The organism is Allgaiera indica, from assembly GCF_900106675.1.
Lineage (GTDB): Bacteria > Pseudomonadota > Alphaproteobacteria > Rhodobacterales > Rhodobacteraceae > Acidimangrovimonas > Acidimangrovimonas indica.
Map to the genome: position 1 here is coordinate 135,664 of NZ_FNOB01000005.1, position 15,301 is coordinate 150,964.

The 15,301-nt window shown below is 66.2% G+C and carries 13 protein-coding genes; all 13 read right to left on the reverse strand.

The window, feature by feature from the left end; genetic code table 11:
- Positions 1–56 precede the first annotated feature (56 nt).
- A complete protein-coding gene (locus tag BLV97_RS06075; RefSeq protein ID WP_035843301.1) occupies positions 57–926 on the reverse strand; it encodes an ABC transporter permease in 870 nt (289 codons plus the stop codon).
- Positions 923–1,867 (reverse strand): ABC transporter permease, encoded by a 945-nt coding sequence (locus BLV97_RS06080; RefSeq protein WP_035843298.1) that lies wholly within the window; start codon positions 1,865–1,867, stop codon positions 923–925. Before BLV97_RS06080 ends, BLV97_RS06075 begins: the two co-directional genes overlap by 4 nt.
- 70 nt (positions 1,868–1,937) lie before the next feature.
- Entirely contained in the window at positions 1,938–3,449 is a 1,512-nt protein-coding gene (locus BLV97_RS06085) for an ABC transporter substrate-binding protein (protein WP_035843296.1), read from the reverse strand.
- A 1-nt stretch (position 3,450) separates the two neighbouring features.
- Positions 3,451–4,572, reverse strand: coding sequence for an ABC transporter ATP-binding protein (locus tag BLV97_RS21760; protein WP_035843294.1), 1,122 nt, complete (start codon positions 4,570–4,572; stop codon positions 3,451–3,453).
- Positions 4,569–5,549, reverse strand: a complete 981-nt coding sequence (locus BLV97_RS06095) for an ABC transporter ATP-binding protein (RefSeq protein WP_092163981.1) — start codon at positions 5,547–5,549, stop codon at positions 4,569–4,571. The genes BLV97_RS21760 and BLV97_RS06095 overlap by 4 nt, the downstream gene beginning before the upstream one ends.
- A complete protein-coding gene (locus tag BLV97_RS06100; protein ID WP_051646095.1) occupies positions 5,546–6,232 on the reverse strand; it encodes a FadR/GntR family transcriptional regulator in 687 nt (228 codons plus the stop codon). The genes BLV97_RS06095 and BLV97_RS06100 overlap by 4 nt, the downstream gene beginning before the upstream one ends.
- Before the next feature lie 231 nt (positions 6,233–6,463).
- On the reverse strand, positions 6,464–8,215 hold the full coding sequence (ggt, locus tag BLV97_RS06105) for a gamma-glutamyltransferase (RefSeq protein ID WP_035843164.1): 1,752 nt from the start codon (positions 8,213–8,215) through the stop codon (positions 6,464–6,466).
- A 210-nt stretch (positions 8,216–8,425) separates the two neighbouring features.
- Positions 8,426–9,421: a branched-chain amino acid ABC transporter permease gene (locus BLV97_RS06110; RefSeq protein ID WP_176992635.1), complete on the reverse strand. Its 996-nt coding sequence runs from the start codon at positions 9,419–9,421 to the stop codon at positions 8,426–8,428.
- 10 nt (positions 9,422–9,431) lie between these two features.
- Complete coding sequence (locus tag BLV97_RS06115; RefSeq protein WP_092163987.1) at positions 9,432–10,325, reverse strand: branched-chain amino acid ABC transporter permease; 894 nt, start codon at positions 10,323–10,325, stop codon at positions 9,432–9,434.
- A gap of 65 nt (positions 10,326–10,390) precedes the next feature.
- Positions 10,391–11,131, reverse strand: a complete 741-nt coding sequence (locus BLV97_RS06120) for an ABC transporter ATP-binding protein (protein WP_051646094.1) — start codon at positions 11,129–11,131, stop codon at positions 10,391–10,393.
- Positions 11,128–11,892, reverse strand: coding sequence for an ABC transporter ATP-binding protein (locus BLV97_RS06125; protein ID WP_081825075.1), 765 nt, complete (start codon positions 11,890–11,892; stop codon positions 11,128–11,130). Before BLV97_RS06125 ends, BLV97_RS06120 begins: the two co-directional genes overlap by 4 nt.
- 108 nt (positions 11,893–12,000) lie before the next feature.
- On the reverse strand, positions 12,001–13,218 hold the full coding sequence (locus BLV97_RS06130) for an ABC transporter substrate-binding protein (protein ID WP_035843158.1): 1,218 nt from the start codon (positions 13,216–13,218) through the stop codon (positions 12,001–12,003).
- A 436-nt stretch (positions 13,219–13,654) separates the two neighbouring features.
- Positions 13,655–15,292: an OFA family MFS transporter gene (locus BLV97_RS06135; RefSeq protein ID WP_035843156.1), complete on the reverse strand. Its 1,638-nt coding sequence runs from the start codon at positions 15,290–15,292 to the stop codon at positions 13,655–13,657.
- Positions 15,293–15,301: the final 9 nt, after the last annotated feature.

Sequence of the window (15,301 nt, forward strand, 5' to 3'; positions counted from 1 at the left end):
TCGGGTTTCGTCCCGCCTTGGTTCCCCGGCCGCTTGGTTCGGTCTTTCGGTTCGGGTCAGGTATCGCGCGGGTCGAGCGCGTCGCGCAACCCGTCACCGACCAGATTGAAGCCCAGCACGACCAGGAAGATCGCGATGCCGGGCCACAGCGCCATCCACGGCGCCTGATCGAGAAAGTTCTTCGCCACGTTCAGCATCGACCCCCAGGACGGCGCCGGTGGCTGCTGGCCAAGGCCCAGGAACGACAGCGACGCCTCGGCGATGATCGCGGTGGCGATGGAAAGCGTCGCCTGCACCAGGATCGGCGGAAAGATGTTGGGCAGGATGTAGCGCCAGATCAGCGCGGCGTGACCGATGCCGATCGCATGGGCGCTTTCGACGTAATCCTCGGTCAGCACATCCATCGTCTGGGCCCGCGACAGCCGGATGAACACCGGCATCGCAGAAAGGCCGATGGCGATCATCGCATTGGTCAGCGACGGCCCCAGGAAGGCCGCCAGCGCGATCGCCAGGATCAGGAAGGGCGCGGCCAGCAGCGCCTCTGTCATGCGGCTGATGGTGGCGTCGGTCCAGCCGCGCAGATAGCCCGAGACCACCCCCAGGGGCACCCCCAGCACCACCGCGATCGCGACCGAGATCACCCCCGCCAGCAGCGAGGCGCGCGCGCCCCAGATCATCCGCGACAGGATATCGCGGCCGATGTCGTCGGTACCCAGCCAGTGCAGGGCCGAGGGCGGCTTGCGGATCTGCGACCAGTTGGTGGCGATCGGGCTGTCGATCGGCAGGATCGGCGCGGCGATCGCGATCAGGATGAAGAAGGCCACCAGCACGAAACCCACCATGGCCGCCGGATTGGCGCGCAGCTTCTTCCAGGCGCGGTTTTCACGCCGGGGCAGCGGCGCAAGCTCGGTCGAAACGGTGCTCATTGGTCCCTCATGCGCGGGTTCAGCAGCCGATAGGCGATGTCGGCCAGCAGGTTCATGGCGATGAAGGCGACGCCGGTGCATAGCACGATCCCCTGCACCACCGCGTAGTCGCGGGTAAAGACCGCATCCACCACCAGCTTGCCGAAGCCGGGGATGGTGAAGATCTGCTCGGTCAGCACGGCGCCACCCAGGAGTTCCCCGAACAACAGCGTGGTCACCGTGACCACCGGCACCAGCGCGTTGCGCAACGCGTGCTTGATCAGCACCGTGCGTTCCGACAACCCCTTGGCGCGGGCGGTGCGGACGTAATCGGATTTCAGCACCCCCAGCATCGCCGACCGCGTGTGCCGCATCAGCGAGGCCGCAAGTCCCGTACCCAGCACGAAGGCCGGCATCAGCATGGTCTCGATCGAGCGCCAGGGATCCACCCAGGGCGACACATAGCCCGACGCCGGCAGCCATCCCAGCCGGACCGAGACCAGCAAAATCAGCATGATCCCCAGCCAGAAGTTCGGGATCGACAGCCCCGACAGCGCCACCGCGTTCGACAGCCAGTCGACCCAGGTGTTGCGCCGATAGGCCGAAAGCACCCCCGCCGGCAGGCCGATCACCAGCGCCACGATCATCGCCATGATCGCCAGCTGGATCGTCACCGGCAGCTTTTCCTCGATCAGCTGCAAGACCGGCTGGTTGGTGCGCAGCGAGATCCCCAGATCCCCCCGCGCCGCGTTCAGCACCCAATGGACATATTGCACCGGCACCGGATCGTTGAGGTGATATTTCTGGCGCAGGAAGGCGATGGTCGCCGGGTCGCGCTCTTCCCCCGCCATGGCCAGCACCGGATCCCCGGGCAGAAGCTTTTGCAGGCTGAACACGAAGACCGAGATCATCAGGATCGTCGGGATCGCGATCAGAAGGCGGCGCAGGATGAAACCGAGCATGGGGCGTTTCTCGAAACTCTTAGGAAAGGGCCCGGCGGCGGGGCTGCCGCCGCCGGGTCCGGTCGCGTGATCAGCCGGTGAACTTGACGCCCTTGAGGCGGATCATGCCGTCGGGATAGGGGGTGAAGCCCTCGATCTTCTTGTCCAGCGCCCAGATCCACACCGGATGGTAGAGGTAGATGATCGGCAGTTGCTTCAGCAAGATCGCCTGCGCCGCGTCATAGGATTGCTTGCGCACCGCGTCGTCGGTGGTCAGCCGCGCCTTGTTCAGCAGCGCATCCACCTGCGGGTCGGAATAATGCCCATCGTTCAGGCCCGCCCCGGTGACGACGAAGCCGTAGATGTTGCCGTCCGGGTCGATCCGGCCCGACCAGCCGATCTGGCTGGCCTCGAAATCGCCGGTGGTCTGGTCCTTCAAGAGGGTCGCGAATTCCTTGGCGACGATCTTGATCTTGATCCCGGCCTGCGCGGCCATCGCCTGGATCACCTGCATCAGCTGCATCTGCACCGGGTTGTTGGTGACCTGCACCGTCAGCTCGGGATGGGGATCGCCGGCTTCCTGCAGCAGTTTCTTGGCCTCGGCGATGTTCTGCGGCTGGACCGGGAAGGCCTTGTCATACCATTTGGAACCCGGCGGGAACGGCTGGTTGCCCGGCTCGAACGCGCCGTTGAACACCACCTGGTTGATGGCATTGCGGTCGATCGACAACGACAGCGCCTGACGCAGCTTTTCCTTTTCGCCGAAGGGGGTCTTCGCTTTCGGGCCGTTGCCGATGTTGAAGGTGATGCCCTGGTAGCCCAGCGATGTCGCCTTCTTCACCTGCAGCTTGGGGTCCTTCTCGGCGGTCTTCACGTCGGTCGCGGCGAGGCGCTCGATCATGTCCAGATCGCCGGCGCGCAGGTTGGCCAGACGCACGGTGGTGTCGGGGATCGGCAGGAAGGAGACCTTGTCGAAATGGTAATCCTTCGCGTCGTAATAGCTCGGGTCCTTGACCAGCACGATCTTGTCCTGGGCGACCCGGCTTTGAAACTTGTAGGGGCCCACACAGACCGGATGCAGGCCGAACTTGTCGCCCTCCTTCTCGGCCACCTTCGGCGCCACCATCATGCCGGCGCGGTCGGCCAGCTGCGCCAGCAGCGTCGCGTCCGGGGCCTTGAGGTGGAAAACCACCTGATAGGGGCCCTTGACCTCGACCGAGGCGATCGACTTCACCTCGTTCTTGCGGCGGCTTTCGGGCAGGGTCTGGCTGCGGTGGATGTTGTATTTCACCGCCTCGGCGTCGAATTTCTCGCCGTCCTGAAAGGTCACGCCCTTGCGCAGGTCCATGGTCAGCGCCTTGCCGCCATCGGACCATTTCCAGCTGGTCGCCAGCGCCGGGATGATCTTCAACTCTGGCGTGATATCGACCAGCTTGTCGCACATCGAGGCAAAGACGATGCGGCCGACGAAGGTGCGCCCCTGATCGGGATCTAGCGTGTCAGGGTCGTCCTGCAGCCCGATGCGCAGATCGGCGGCATGGGCGAGATGGCCCATCACCACCAGGGCCGAGGCAAGCCCGAGGGTTAGCGAATATCGTCTCATGTCAATCTCCTTGCTGGATGGGGCCGCCTTCTGCGGGCGGTTGATCGGTTTGCGCCTGGGCCGCGCGGGCCTGGCGATAAAGGTCGAACCGCTTGCGGGCGGCGGGGCTGCGGGCGGCGGCGACACTGCCCAGCCCGGCCAGCGCCAATTCTTCCGCGCGGTGGCAGGCCACCTGGCGGCCGCCAGCGTCGCGGGGTGACAGTTGCGGCGCGTCGGTCCGGCAGCGACCGATCGCGTAGGGACAGCGCGGGTGGAAACGGCAGCCGGCGGGCGGCGCAGTGGGATCGGGCAATTCGCCCGCCACCCGCGCGCGGGCCCGCCGCGCGCCCGGATCGGGCAGCGGAATGGCCGAAACCAGCGCCTCGGTATAGGGATGGCGCGGCACCTCGAACAGATCGGCGGCAGGGGCCAGTTCGACGATCTGGCCCAGATACATCACCGCCACGCGGTCGGCCATGTGCCGGATTACCGCCAGGTCATGGGCGATGATCACCAGCGTCAGGCCGAATTCGCGCTTCAGATCCGCCAGCAGGTTCACCACCTGCGCCTGGATCGACACGTCCAGCGCCGAAACCGGTTCGTCCCCCACCACCACCTTCGGCCCCGAGGCCAGCGCCCGGGCGATGCCAATGCGCTGACGCTGCCCACCCGAAAATTCATGCGGATAGCGGCCGGCGGCCTGCGCCGGCAGACCCACCCGTTCCAGAAGCTGCGCGACGCGGGCGCGGCGCTCGGGCCCGGTGCCGATGCGGTGGATGCGCAGCGGTTCCTCGATCAGCGCGCCCACCGTCATGCGGGGATTGAGCGACGAGAACGGGTCCTGAAAGATGAATTGCACTTCGCGGCGCAACGCCCGGATCTGGGCCGGTTTCAGCCCGCCCAGATCGCGGCCGGCATAGCGCACCGACCCGCCCGAGGCCGGGATCAGCCGGGTCAGCACCCGCGCCAGCGTGGACTTGCCGCAACCCGATTCGCCGACGATGGCAAAGGTCTCGCCCTCTTCCACCGCCAGATCGACGCCGCTGACGGCATGCACGACGGTGGCCTCCCTGAACAGCGGCCTGGCGGTGACGAAGCGCCGTTCCAGCGCGCGGGCCTCGAGGATCACCTGACGCGGGCTCATGCGGTGACCTCCAGCGCATCGAGGGGCGCGCGCCAGCAGGCGGCCTGGTGATCGCCCGCCTGCACCAGCGGCGGCGGCGCCTCGCACCGCGGCAGGCGGAACGGACAGCGGCTGGCGAAACGGCAGCCCGGCGGCATGGCCGAAATCGGCGGCACCATGCCGGGGATGGTCACCAGCCGGCCCGCGCCGGCGCCGAAGGCGGGCATCGAACTCATCAACCCGATCGTGTAGGGATGCTGGGGATCGCCGAAAACCTGCGCCATGGTGCCAGTCTCGACCACGCGGCCAGCATACATCACCGCCACCTTGTCGGCCATCTCGGCCACCACGCCCAGATCATGGGTGATCATGATCAGCGCCGTACCGGCCTCGTCGCGCAGGCGCCGCATCAGATCGAGGATCTGCGCCTGGATCGTCACATCCAGCGCGGTGGTAGGTTCGTCCGCCACGATCAGCGCCGGATCGTTGGCCAGCGCCATGGCGATCATCGCGCGCTGCCGCATACCCCCCGACAGCTGATGCGGAAACTCGTCAAGCCGGGTTTCCGGCGCCGGTATACGGACCTTTTCCAGCATCTCCAGCGCCCGGGCGCGCGCCGCGCGATGCGAAGCGCCGCGATGCCTGCGCACCGATTCCGCGATCTGCTCGCCGATGCGCAGCGCCGGGTTCAGCGCGCTCATCGGTTCCTGGAAGATCATCGCCAGGCGATCACCGCGCAGTCGCGAGAACTGCGCCCGTGTCAGCCCCAGCAGATCCTGGCCCTGAAACAGCGCCTTCCCGCCCGCGATCTCCAGCGGAGGGCTGGCCAGCAGGCCCATCAGCGCCAGCGCCGTCAGGCTTTTGCCGCAGCCGGATTCTCCGACGATGCACAGCGTTTCTCCCGGCATAACGCCGAAGGACACGCCGTCGACCAGATTGCGCCCCGTCCCGCGGATCCGAATTGCCAGATCCTGCACCTCCAGCAAGGGTTGGCTCATTGCGCGGCCTCCTGTGCGCGATCGTCAAGCGTACCCGCCAGGCGGCGCAGGTGGGCCTCCATCCTGCGGCGCGCGCGCGCGCCGTCGCCGGCCTCGATCGCATCGATCACCGCGCGGTGCTCGGTATCCGACAGGTGCATGGATTCAGGCGATCGCGCGCGATCGCGCAGCGCCTGCCAATCCTCGCGGATGCGCACCTCGTCGATCAGCTGAAAGGCGGTCAGGAGGATCGGATTGCCCGCCACGCGCGCGATCATCCGGTGCAGCGCGCCATCCCACAATTCGGCGGCCTCGGTGTCAGGGGTCATCGCGATGTGATCCACCAGCCGCCGCATCTGCGCGATATCCTCGGTGCTGGCGCGGGCGGCGGCCAGCGCGGCCAGCGCCGGTTCCACGCAAATCCGCGCCTCCATGATCGCGGCGGCATCCGCCACGCGCACGATATCGGCAGCGATCTGGCCATGGGGGTCCGGCGGCTGGCCGATGAAGGTGCCCTTGCCCTGCCGGCGCCACAAAAGCCCCTCTTCCTCCAGCACCTCAAGCGCGGCGCGCAGGGCCCGCCGCCCGATCCCCAGTTGTCCGGCCAGGGCACGCTCGGTCGGCAATTGGCCGCCCTCTCCCAAGGTGCTGGAGGTGATCAGACGACGCAATTTCGTCAGTGCTTTCTGGGCATCTGCTGACATGGGGGTCCCGGCGCTATGGGAAGAACGGTGATTGGGTTCGGGCGACTCGCTACGTTCTGGATCAATATTGAATTGGTTTGCAAACCATTGAGGAAAAGGTTCGCGGACCTGTCAAGCTTTGATCCGGCTTCTTCGCGCGGAGCGGCATGGATGTTGAAAAATTGTTCAGATGCGGCCGCAATGCCGCGCAATGCCGCGCCCTGTCCACCCGCGCGCCGCGGCGATTCGGGGTCAGTCGCCCTTCGCCAGGCCCGCGGGGCGACGGCTGTCGTTGGCGCCTTCCCACAGGCCGGTCGCGGGGTTGCGCAGGATGGCCTCGTCGGCGCCCCAGGGCGCGCGCGAGGTGAAATGATGCCCCATCGCCTCCAGCGCGGCACGGGTTCGGGGCATCAGATAGCCCGGCTCGACAAACACCGTATCGGGCAGCCATTGGTGATGCAGGCGCGGCGCATCCACCGCCTGCTGCATGTTCATCCCGAAATCCACCACGTTGAGGATGCTTTCCAGCGTGGTCGAGATGATCGTCGATCCCCCGGGACTGCCGGTGACCATGAAGACCCGGCCACCCTTCAGCACGATTGTCGGCGTCATCGACGACAGCGGCCGCTTGCCCGGCGCGACCGCATTCACGTTGCCCTGGACTAGGCCGAAGGCGTTGGGCACCCCGGGCTTGGCAGTGAAATCGTCCATCTCGTTGTTGAGGAAAAACCCGGTGTCGCCGGCGATCCGGCCCGTGCCGAAGAAGAAGTTCAGCGTGTAGGTCAGCGCGACCGCGTTGCCCTGGGCGTCGACGATGGAATAATGGGTGGTGTGCTGCCCCTCATCGGCGCCGAGGCTGCCCTTGACCTGCGACGACGGCGTGGCGCGGTCGGGCCGGATGGTCGCGCGCAGCGCTGCGGCATGGGCAGGAGAGATCAGTCTTGCCACCGGGTTCTTCACGAAGGCCGGATCACCGAGATAGGTATTGCGGTCGGCGAAGGCGCGGCGCTCGGCCTCGATAAGATAATGGCTCGCCTTGACCGAGGCATAGCCCCAGTCGCCCAACGGATAGGGGCGCAGGATCTGAAGGATCTCGCACAGCGTGGTGCCGCCAGAACTGGGCGGCGGCGCAGACACGATCCGGTAGCCGCGATAATCGCAGGCGACGGGGGCGGTCCAGGGCGCGGTATAATCTGCGAAATCGCGCATCGTCAGCAGGCCGCCGCCCGCCTGGCTGGCGGCGACGATCGCGCGCGCGATCGGACCGCGATAGAAGGCGCGGCTGCCCCCCTTTTCGATTCGCTCCAGCGTCTTCGCCAGATCGGGCTGCACCAGCCGGTCGCCGGCCTTCAGCGGCGCGCCATCGGGGCCCAGGAAGGTTCGCGCCACGTTCGGACGGCTTGCGAACAACTTGGCGCGCAGGGCCAGCAGCCGGGCGTCGGCGGCATTCAGCACGAAGCCCTCGCGCGCCAGCCCGATGGCCGGGGCCATCACCTGGGCGCGGCTTAGGCTGCCATAGGCGGCGCGTGCCTCTTCCAGCCCCATCACCGTGCCCGGCACGCCGGTAGCAAGCCAGGAATCGCGGCTCAGCTTCGGGTCGGCCTGGCCGCTTGCGTCCAGAAACATCCCCGGCGTCGCCGCCAGCGGCGCTTTTTCGCGGAAATCGAGAAACAGGTTGCGCCCGTCGGCCAGATGCAGCGTCAGAAAGCCGCCGCCGCCCAGATTGCCGCAACAGGGGTGGACCACGGCCAGCGCATATCCCACCGCCACTGCCGCATCGACGGCATTGCCACCTTCGCGCAGGATCTGCAGCCCGACATCGGTGGCCAGATGCTGGGCGGTCACCACCATCGCATGCGGCGCCGTCACCGGCCTTGCGCGGGCCAGTTTTGCCCGCGTCACTGCCGCCATGCCCAGATCGGGCAGCGCCGCACCGGGCGTCCCCTGCGCCGCCGCCGCATGTCCCAGCAAAAGGGCAATGAGAAGACTTCCGGCGCGGCGCATCAAGACCTCTCCTATAGTGGCGTGAGGTCAGTCTAGCGCGACCGCCCGGAAGCGAAACCCCGAAGCAAGGACCATGTTGCCAGCATCCGCGCCGGGGGTTTCACACCCCCGGACCCCCGTGGAGTACTTTTTCCAAGATGAAAGACGAAGACAGCGCTCTTCATCTTGGCATAAATACTCCGGGGGTGCAGGGGGCAGCGCCCTCGCCCGTCAGAGCGAGCCGACCTTCAACCACCGCGCCAGTTCTCCCACCACACCACGGCGGAACAGCAGCACGCAGGCGATGAAGGTCGCCCCGATCACCACCTGCACCCAGGAGCCGATGGCGCTGAGGAATTGCTGCAGCGCGACCACGATGAACGCCCCCACCACCGGGCCGAAGATCGTGCCAAGGCCGCCCAGCAGCGTCATCAGGATCACCTCGCCCGACATCTGCCAATGCGCGTCGGTGAGCGAGGCGAACTGGAAGACGATGCTTTTCGTCGATCCGGCCACCCCGGCCAGCGTCGCCGACAGCACGAAGGCGATCAGCTTGTAGCGGTCGGTGTTGTAGCCCAGCGACAGCGCGCGCGGCTCGTTCTCGCGGATCGCCTGAAGGACCTGGCCGAAGGGCGAATGGATGATGCGGTAGATGATCAGGAAGCCGACCAGGAATACCGCCGCGACGAAGTAGTACATGTTGAGCGTCTGGTTGAGGTCGATCAGCCCGAAGAGATGGCCGCGCGGAATGCCCTGAAGGCCGTTCTCGCCGCCGGTGAAGGGCAGTTGCAGCGCGAAGAAATAGACGATCTGCGCCAGCGCCAGGGTAATCATCGCGAAATAGATCCCCTGGCGGCGGATCGCCAGCGCCCCGACCACATACCCCAGCGCCGCCGAGAAGGCCGCGCCCAGCAGGATGCCGGGGATCGGTGGCACGCCCCAGGCGGTCAGGGCGTGTCCGGTGATATAGGCCGCGCCACCGAAGAAGGCGGCATGACCGAAGGACAGAAGGCCGGTGAAGCCGATCAGCAGGTTGAAGGCGCAGGCGAACAGCGCAAAGCACAGCAACTGCATCACGAAGACCGGATACAGCATCGTGGGCGCCAGCAGCACGAAGCCGATCAGCAGCACCCAGAACACCGCCTGCAGGACGCGCCCGCGCGTCTGGCCCGCGGGGCCGGACAGCGCATCGAATTCGGCGATCTCGGAATGTGTCGTCACGTTCATCGTCCCTGCCCTACCGCGTCCGTCCGAAAAGGCCCGCCGGACGCACCAGCAGCACCACGACCATCAGAAAGAAGATCACCGTATTGGCGGCGGGGGCGTAGAACACCTTGGTCACCCCCTCGATCAGCCCCAGCGCGATGCCGGTGGCCACCGCCCCCATGATCGAGCCCATGCCGCCGATCACCACAACCGCGAAGATGATGATGATCAGATCCGCCCCCATCAGCGGCGAGACCGAATAGATCGGCGCCGCCAGCACCCCCGCCAGTCCCGCCAGACCCGAGCCGAAGCCGAAGGTCAGGGTGATCATCAGCGGCACGTTGATGCCGAACGCCTTGACCAGTTCCGGGTTCTCGGTGCCCGCCCGCAGCATCGCGCCGATCCGGGTGCGTTCGATCACGAACCACACCGCCAGGCAGACCACGATCGAGAACACGATCACGAACAGCCGGTACTTGGGGAACATCATGAAGCCCAGGTTGACCACGCCGCGCAGGCTTTCGGGCTGGCCCGGATAGGGCGTGCCCGAGGCGTTGAAGAAGTTGATGAACAGGCCCTGCAAGACCAGCGTCACCCCGAAGGTCAGAAGCAGGCTGTAGATCGGATCCAGCCCGTACAGCCAGCGCAGCATGTAGCGTTCCATCAACATGCCGAAGCAGCCGACGATGATCGGCGCCAGCACCAGCGCGGGCCAAAAGCCGATGTGCAGCCAGCTCATCCCGATCCAGATGCCGAAATAGGAATACAGGATCAACGCCACGAAGGCACCGGTCATGTAAAGCGCGCCATGGGCGAAGTTCACCACGTTCAGCAGCCCGAAGATGATCGCCAGGCCAAGGCTGAGCATGGCGTAGAACACGCCGTTGTTCAGCCCCAGCATGCCCTGCGCGAGGATCAGTCTCATCATAGGATCCATGTCGCCCTCCGCCCGCTTTCGATGTTGGTCTTGTGCTTGGTCACGCCATCCCCCTAGACGCTGAGGTAATGGTTCAGCCGGTCCATGCTGGCGCCGACCTCGGCGGCCTCGATCCGGTCGATCACCGTGCCGTGCTCGATGATGTAATGCCGGTCGGCCAGCGGCGCGGCAAAGCGGAAGTTCTGCTCGACCAGTACGATGGTATAGCCGCGCTCCTTCAGCTTGCGGATCGCGGTGCCCATTGCCTTGACGATCACCGGCGCCAGGCCCTCGGTGATTTCGTCCAGCAGCAACAGCCGCGCCCCGGTGCGCAGGATACGCGCCAGCGCCAGCATCTGCTGTTCGCCCCCCGACAGCCGCGTACCCATCCGGTTGCGGACCTCGCGCAGGTTGGGGAACATCTCGAAGATCTCTTCCAGGCTCATGCCGCCCTCGCCCACCGCCGGCGGCAGCATCAGGTTCTCGCCCACCGTCAGGCTGGCGAAGATGCCGCGTTCCTCGGGGCAATAGCCGATGCCGCCCAGCGGCGCGATGCGATGCGCGGGCTTGGCGATGAATTCCTGCCCGCGGATCTGGATGGATCCGGTGCGGCGATCCACCATGCCCATGATCGCGCGCAGCGTCGTGGTGCGGCCGGCGCCGTTGCGGCCCAGCAGGGTAATCAGCTGGCCCTCGGCCAGTTCCAGATCAATCCCGTGCAGGATGTGGGATTCGCCGTACCAGGCGTGCAGGTCGCGGATGTGCAGCAGCGGCGCGGCCGCGGCAGCCGTGGTCTGTTCCATCGTCTGGCTCATGCCTCGGCCTCCTCGGCGCTGACGCCCATGTAGGCCTCCATCACCGCCTGGTTCTTCGAGACCACCTCATAGGGTCCCTCGGCCAGAACCTCGCCGCGGTTCAAGACGGTGATCGTGTCGGCCAGTTTCGACACCACCCCCAGATTGTGTTCCACCATGATGATCGTGCGCCCCTTGGACACCTTGCGGATCAGATCGGTCACGGAGCCCACGTCCTCGGTGCCCATGCCCTGGGTGGGCTCATCCAGCAGCATCAGCTCGGGCTCCAGCGCCAGGGTGGTGGCGATCTCCAGCGCGCGCTTGCGGCCATAGGGCAATTCGACCGCGCGCAGATGGGCAAAATCCTTCAGCCCAACCTGATCGAGCCGCGCGACGGCCTCCTGGTCAAGGCTTTCGAGCACCTTCTTCGAGCGCCAGAAGTGATAGCTGACGCCCAGCCGGCGCTGCAGTGCCAGGCGGACGTTTTCCATCGCCGTCAGATGCGGGAAGACGGCCGAGATCTGGAACGAGCGCACGATGCCGTGGTTGGCGATCTCGGCGGGTTTCCAGCTGGTGATGTCGGTGCCGTTGAACAGGATCCGGCCGGCGGTGGGGGCGTGGAACTTGGTCAGCAGGTTGAAGACCGTGGTCTTGCCCGCGCCGTTCGGGCCGATGATCGCGTGGATCGTGCCGCGGGCGATCTTCAGGTTGACGTTCTTCACGGCCAGGAAGCCGCCGAAGCTGATCTGAAGGTCCCGGGTCTCAAGGATAATGTCGGTCATGCGCGCGTTGGTTCCCTGCAGGGAAGGCGGGGGCCGCCTTCCTGACACCTCATGCGGTGCGGTGCCGGACGCGGCGGCAAGGTGCCGCCGCGTCCGTGTCCGCAAGCGTTACGATTTCACCAGCGGGCAGCCGCCCTTGGCCAGGGTGAAATAGGCGTCCTTGCCGGGGATCGTGCGCACCACCTTGGCCACGTCCCACGGCCCGTCCTTGGGCTGTTGCACCTTCAGCAGGTACATGTCGTGCACCAGAAGGCCGTCCTGACGGATCTGGCCGCCCTTGGCGAAGAAGTCGTCGATCTTCATCTTGCCCAGCTCGGCGCGCACCGCGTCGGCATTGTCGGTGCCCGCGGCCTTGATCGCCTTCAGATAGGCCATGGTCAGCGAATAATCCGCCGCATGCGGGAAGGTCGGCGCCGCGCCGTTCGAGAATTTCTCGTATTCCTTCATCCACTTGCGCGAGGCCGCGTCCTGGTTCCAGTACCAGGCCGAGGTGAACTGCAACCCCTTGGCGACATTGGTGCCCAGGCTTTTCACGTCCGAAATCAGCACCAGCATGCCGGCCAGCTGCTGGCCGCCCTGAACGATGCCGAACTCATGCGCCTGCTTGATCGCGTTGACGGTGTCCTGGCCGGCATTGGCCAGACCGATCACCTGCGCGCCCGAAGCCTGCGCCTGCAGCAGATAGGATGAGAAGTCGTTGCTTCCCAGCGGCACGTCCGAGGCCCCCACGACCTTGCCGCCCAGCGCCTTCACCACCTGGGCGGTGTTGTTTTGCAGCGCATGGCCGAAGGCGTAATCGGCAGTGATGAAATACCAGCTCTTGCCACCGTTCTTGACGATCGCCGTCGCGGTGCCGACCGGCAGCGCATGGGTGTCATAGCCGTAGTGGATGCCGTATTTCGTGCAGGCCTTGCCGGTCAGCGCGCTGGTCGCGGCGCCGGTCGTCATGGTGATGACATGTTTATCGGACGCCAGCTTCTGCACCGCCAGCGCCACGGCCGAGTTGGTCAGGTCGGCGATCATGTCGACGTGATCCTCGTCGATCCACTTGCGCGCGATGGAAGAGGCCACGTCGGCCTTGTTCTGGTGATCGGCCGAGATCACCTCGATCGGCTTGCCCAGCACCTTGCCGCCGAAATCGCGCACCGCCATCTTCACCGCGGCCACGGCGCCCGGGCCGCTGAAACCGGTCGAATAGACGCCGGACATGTCGCCCAGCACGCCGATCTTGACGACGCCGTTGGAAATGCCGCCCGCCGCCAGCGCGCCGGTCGCCGAAAAGGCGACCATCGCCGCCGTGGCGCAAAGTTTGGTAATGGCTTTCATTGATTTCCTCCCAGTCCTGCCGCCTATCGCGGCACATTGGTCTCTCGAACGCGCGCCCCCGATCGAGGCTGAACGCGCCAGGCTATGGTGTCACGACCTCCTGCCCGGCACGCCGGGAGGGGAATCGAAATCTGGGGATACAACACACCGACCGCACAACGATACTTGGCGAAAACGGGTGCGGCGGCCTCCCCCCTACGCGCCGAACGGAACCACCTCTTGCGCGCGCGGCCCTCGGGTCGCGAATCGGTCAAGGCGGCATGGCGTCTCTGCGCGACCCTTTGCCGGTGGTCGGGTTAATGCGATCTTTCCGGCATGTCCAGAGCGATTGCACCCGGTGCGGCGCGCGAAACATGTCGCGCCTTTGCGGCTGCGGGCGACACAGAGGCGCCGGGCGGGATCACCGCCCGGCGCCTTGATCATCGGCAACGCGACGTCAGAACAGCGCGGCGCCCTTCGACAGCGCGATCCACACCCCGATCAGGAACGGGATGCCGACGGCCAGCCAGAACACCACGCCCAGCGCGCCGAACTGCCCGCGCGCCGCGGTCGAGGCCACGGCCCCGCGCGCGGTGTTGTCGTGCTGCAACGCGCGCTCCTGTGCCAGTTCTTCGTCGCTCATGTAGTGCTTGTCGTCGACCGGCTTGATCATCGCGTTGAAGATCAGGCCCAGCAGCAACAGCCCCGCCATGATGTAGAGCGTGCGGTCGTAGACCAGGTTGTGCGGCACGCCGTGGTCAAGCTGGTACTGGCGCACGCTGGCGATCAGCACCGGGCCGATGATACCCGCCGCCGACCAGGCGGTGATCAGCCGGCCATGGATGGCGCCGACCATCTGCGTGCCGAAGATGTCGGCCAGATAGGCCGGCACGGTCGAGAAACCGCCACCATACATCGTCAGGATGATGCAGATCGACAGCACGAACATGCTGGCCATCCCCAGGTGGCCCCAGGTCGGCAGCAGGATGTAGAGCGCCATGCCCAGGATGAAGAAGGTGGCATAGGTCGTCTTGCGGCCGATCTTGTCGCTGAGCGAGGCCCAGAACAGCCGCCCGAGAGAGTTGAACAGGCTGATCAGGCCGACCAGACCAGCGGCGGCGGCGACGATCGCGGCCTTCTGCGCGGTGGGGCTCATCCCCGCGCCCTCGTTGCCCAGCAGGTGATTGCCGAACACGTCCTGCAGCATCGGGCTGGCCATCGAGATCACGCCGATCCCGGCGGTCACGTTGAGGCACAGAACCAGCCAGATCAGCCAGAACTGACGCGTGCCCGCGACACGGTTGAGGTGCACATGGCGCTTGGTGATCATCGCCTTCGAGCGCGCAGCGTCGGCGTCGGACCAGCCCTCGGGGCGCCAGCCGGTGGGCGCCACGCGGAACGAGAACGCGCCGATCGACATCACCGCGACGTAGATCAGGCCAAGGATGACCATCGCCTGCCAGACGCCCTGCACGCCGTTATGCGAGAACTTGCCCATCAGCCAGACCGCCAGCGGCGCGCCGACCATGGCGCCGCCGCCATAGCCCATGATGGCAAAGCCCGTGGCCATGCCGCGCCGGTCGGGGAACCATTTGATCAGCGTGGAAACCGGGGTGATGTAGCCAAGCCCCTGCCCAATTCCCCCGAGTACGCCGGTACCGAGGTAAAACAGCCAAAGCTGGTGCCACATGACGCCAAGTCCGCCCAGCACCATGCCGCCGCCCCAGCACAGCGCGGCGATGAAGCCCGCCTTGCGTGGCCCGGCATGTTCCAGCCAGCCGCCCCAGATCGCGGCCGAGATGCCGAGAATGGCGATGAAGGTTTCAAAAACATGCGTTTCAGCCGGCACCGACCAGTTGCACTGGGTGGTGGTCAGCATGCCGAAGAAGCCCAGATTGCCGCAATCGGCGGCCGGCTGGGCGATCAGATGCGCCATCGGCAGCCAGAAGACCGAAAAGCCATAGGCCATGCCGATGCTCAGATGGATACAAAGCGCGGCTGGCACCACGAGCCAGCGGTTATACCCGGGCCCTGCGATGGTTGCCTCGCGGCTAAGAATGGACGACGCGGGTGCGCCGTCGGCGATGGAAGCCATGGAGTCCCT

Bases quoted from the DNA above. Each gene is read 5' to 3' on its own strand.
- BLV97_RS06075 (WP_035843301.1), bottom strand. From the start codon at position 926: ATGAGCACCGTTTCGACCGAGCTTGCGCCGCTGCCCCGGCGTGAAAAC.
- BLV97_RS06080 (WP_035843298.1), bottom strand. From the start codon at position 1,867: ATGCTCGGTTTCATCCTGCGCCGCCTTCTGATCGCGATCCCGACGATC.
- BLV97_RS06085 (WP_035843296.1), bottom strand. From the start codon at position 3,449: ATGAGACGATATTCGCTAACCCTCGGGCTTGCCTCGGCCCTGGTGGTG.
- BLV97_RS21760 (WP_035843294.1), bottom strand. From the start codon at position 4,572: ATGAGCCCGCGTCAGGTGATCCTCGAGGCCCGCGCGCTGGAACGGCGC.
- BLV97_RS06095 (WP_092163981.1), bottom strand. From the start codon at position 5,549: ATGAGCCAACCCTTGCTGGAGGTGCAGGATCTGGCAATTCGGATCCGC.
- BLV97_RS06100 (WP_051646095.1), bottom strand. From the start codon at position 6,232: ATGTCAGCAGATGCCCAGAAAGCACTGACGAAATTGCGTCGTCTGATC.
- ggt (WP_035843164.1), bottom strand. From the start codon at position 8,215: ATGCGCCGCGCCGGAAGTCTTCTCATTGCCCTTTTGCTGGGACATGCG.
- BLV97_RS06110 (WP_176992635.1), bottom strand. From the start codon at position 9,421: ATGAACGTGACGACACATTCCGAGATCGCCGAATTCGATGCGCTGTCC.
- BLV97_RS06115 (WP_092163987.1), bottom strand. From the start codon at position 10,325: ATGAGACTGATCCTCGCGCAGGGCATGCTGGGGCTGAACAACGGCGTG.
- BLV97_RS06120 (WP_051646094.1), bottom strand. From the start codon at position 11,131: ATGAGCCAGACGATGGAACAGACCACGGCTGCCGCGGCCGCGCCGCTG.
- BLV97_RS06125 (WP_081825075.1), bottom strand. From the start codon at position 11,892: ATGACCGACATTATCCTTGAGACCCGGGACCTTCAGATCAGCTTCGGC.
- BLV97_RS06130 (WP_035843158.1), bottom strand. From the start codon at position 13,218: ATGAAAGCCATTACCAAACTTTGCGCCACGGCGGCGATGGTCGCCTTT.
- BLV97_RS06135 (WP_035843156.1), bottom strand. From the start codon at position 15,292: ATGGCTTCCATCGCCGACGGCGCACCCGCGTCGTCCATTCTTAGCCGC.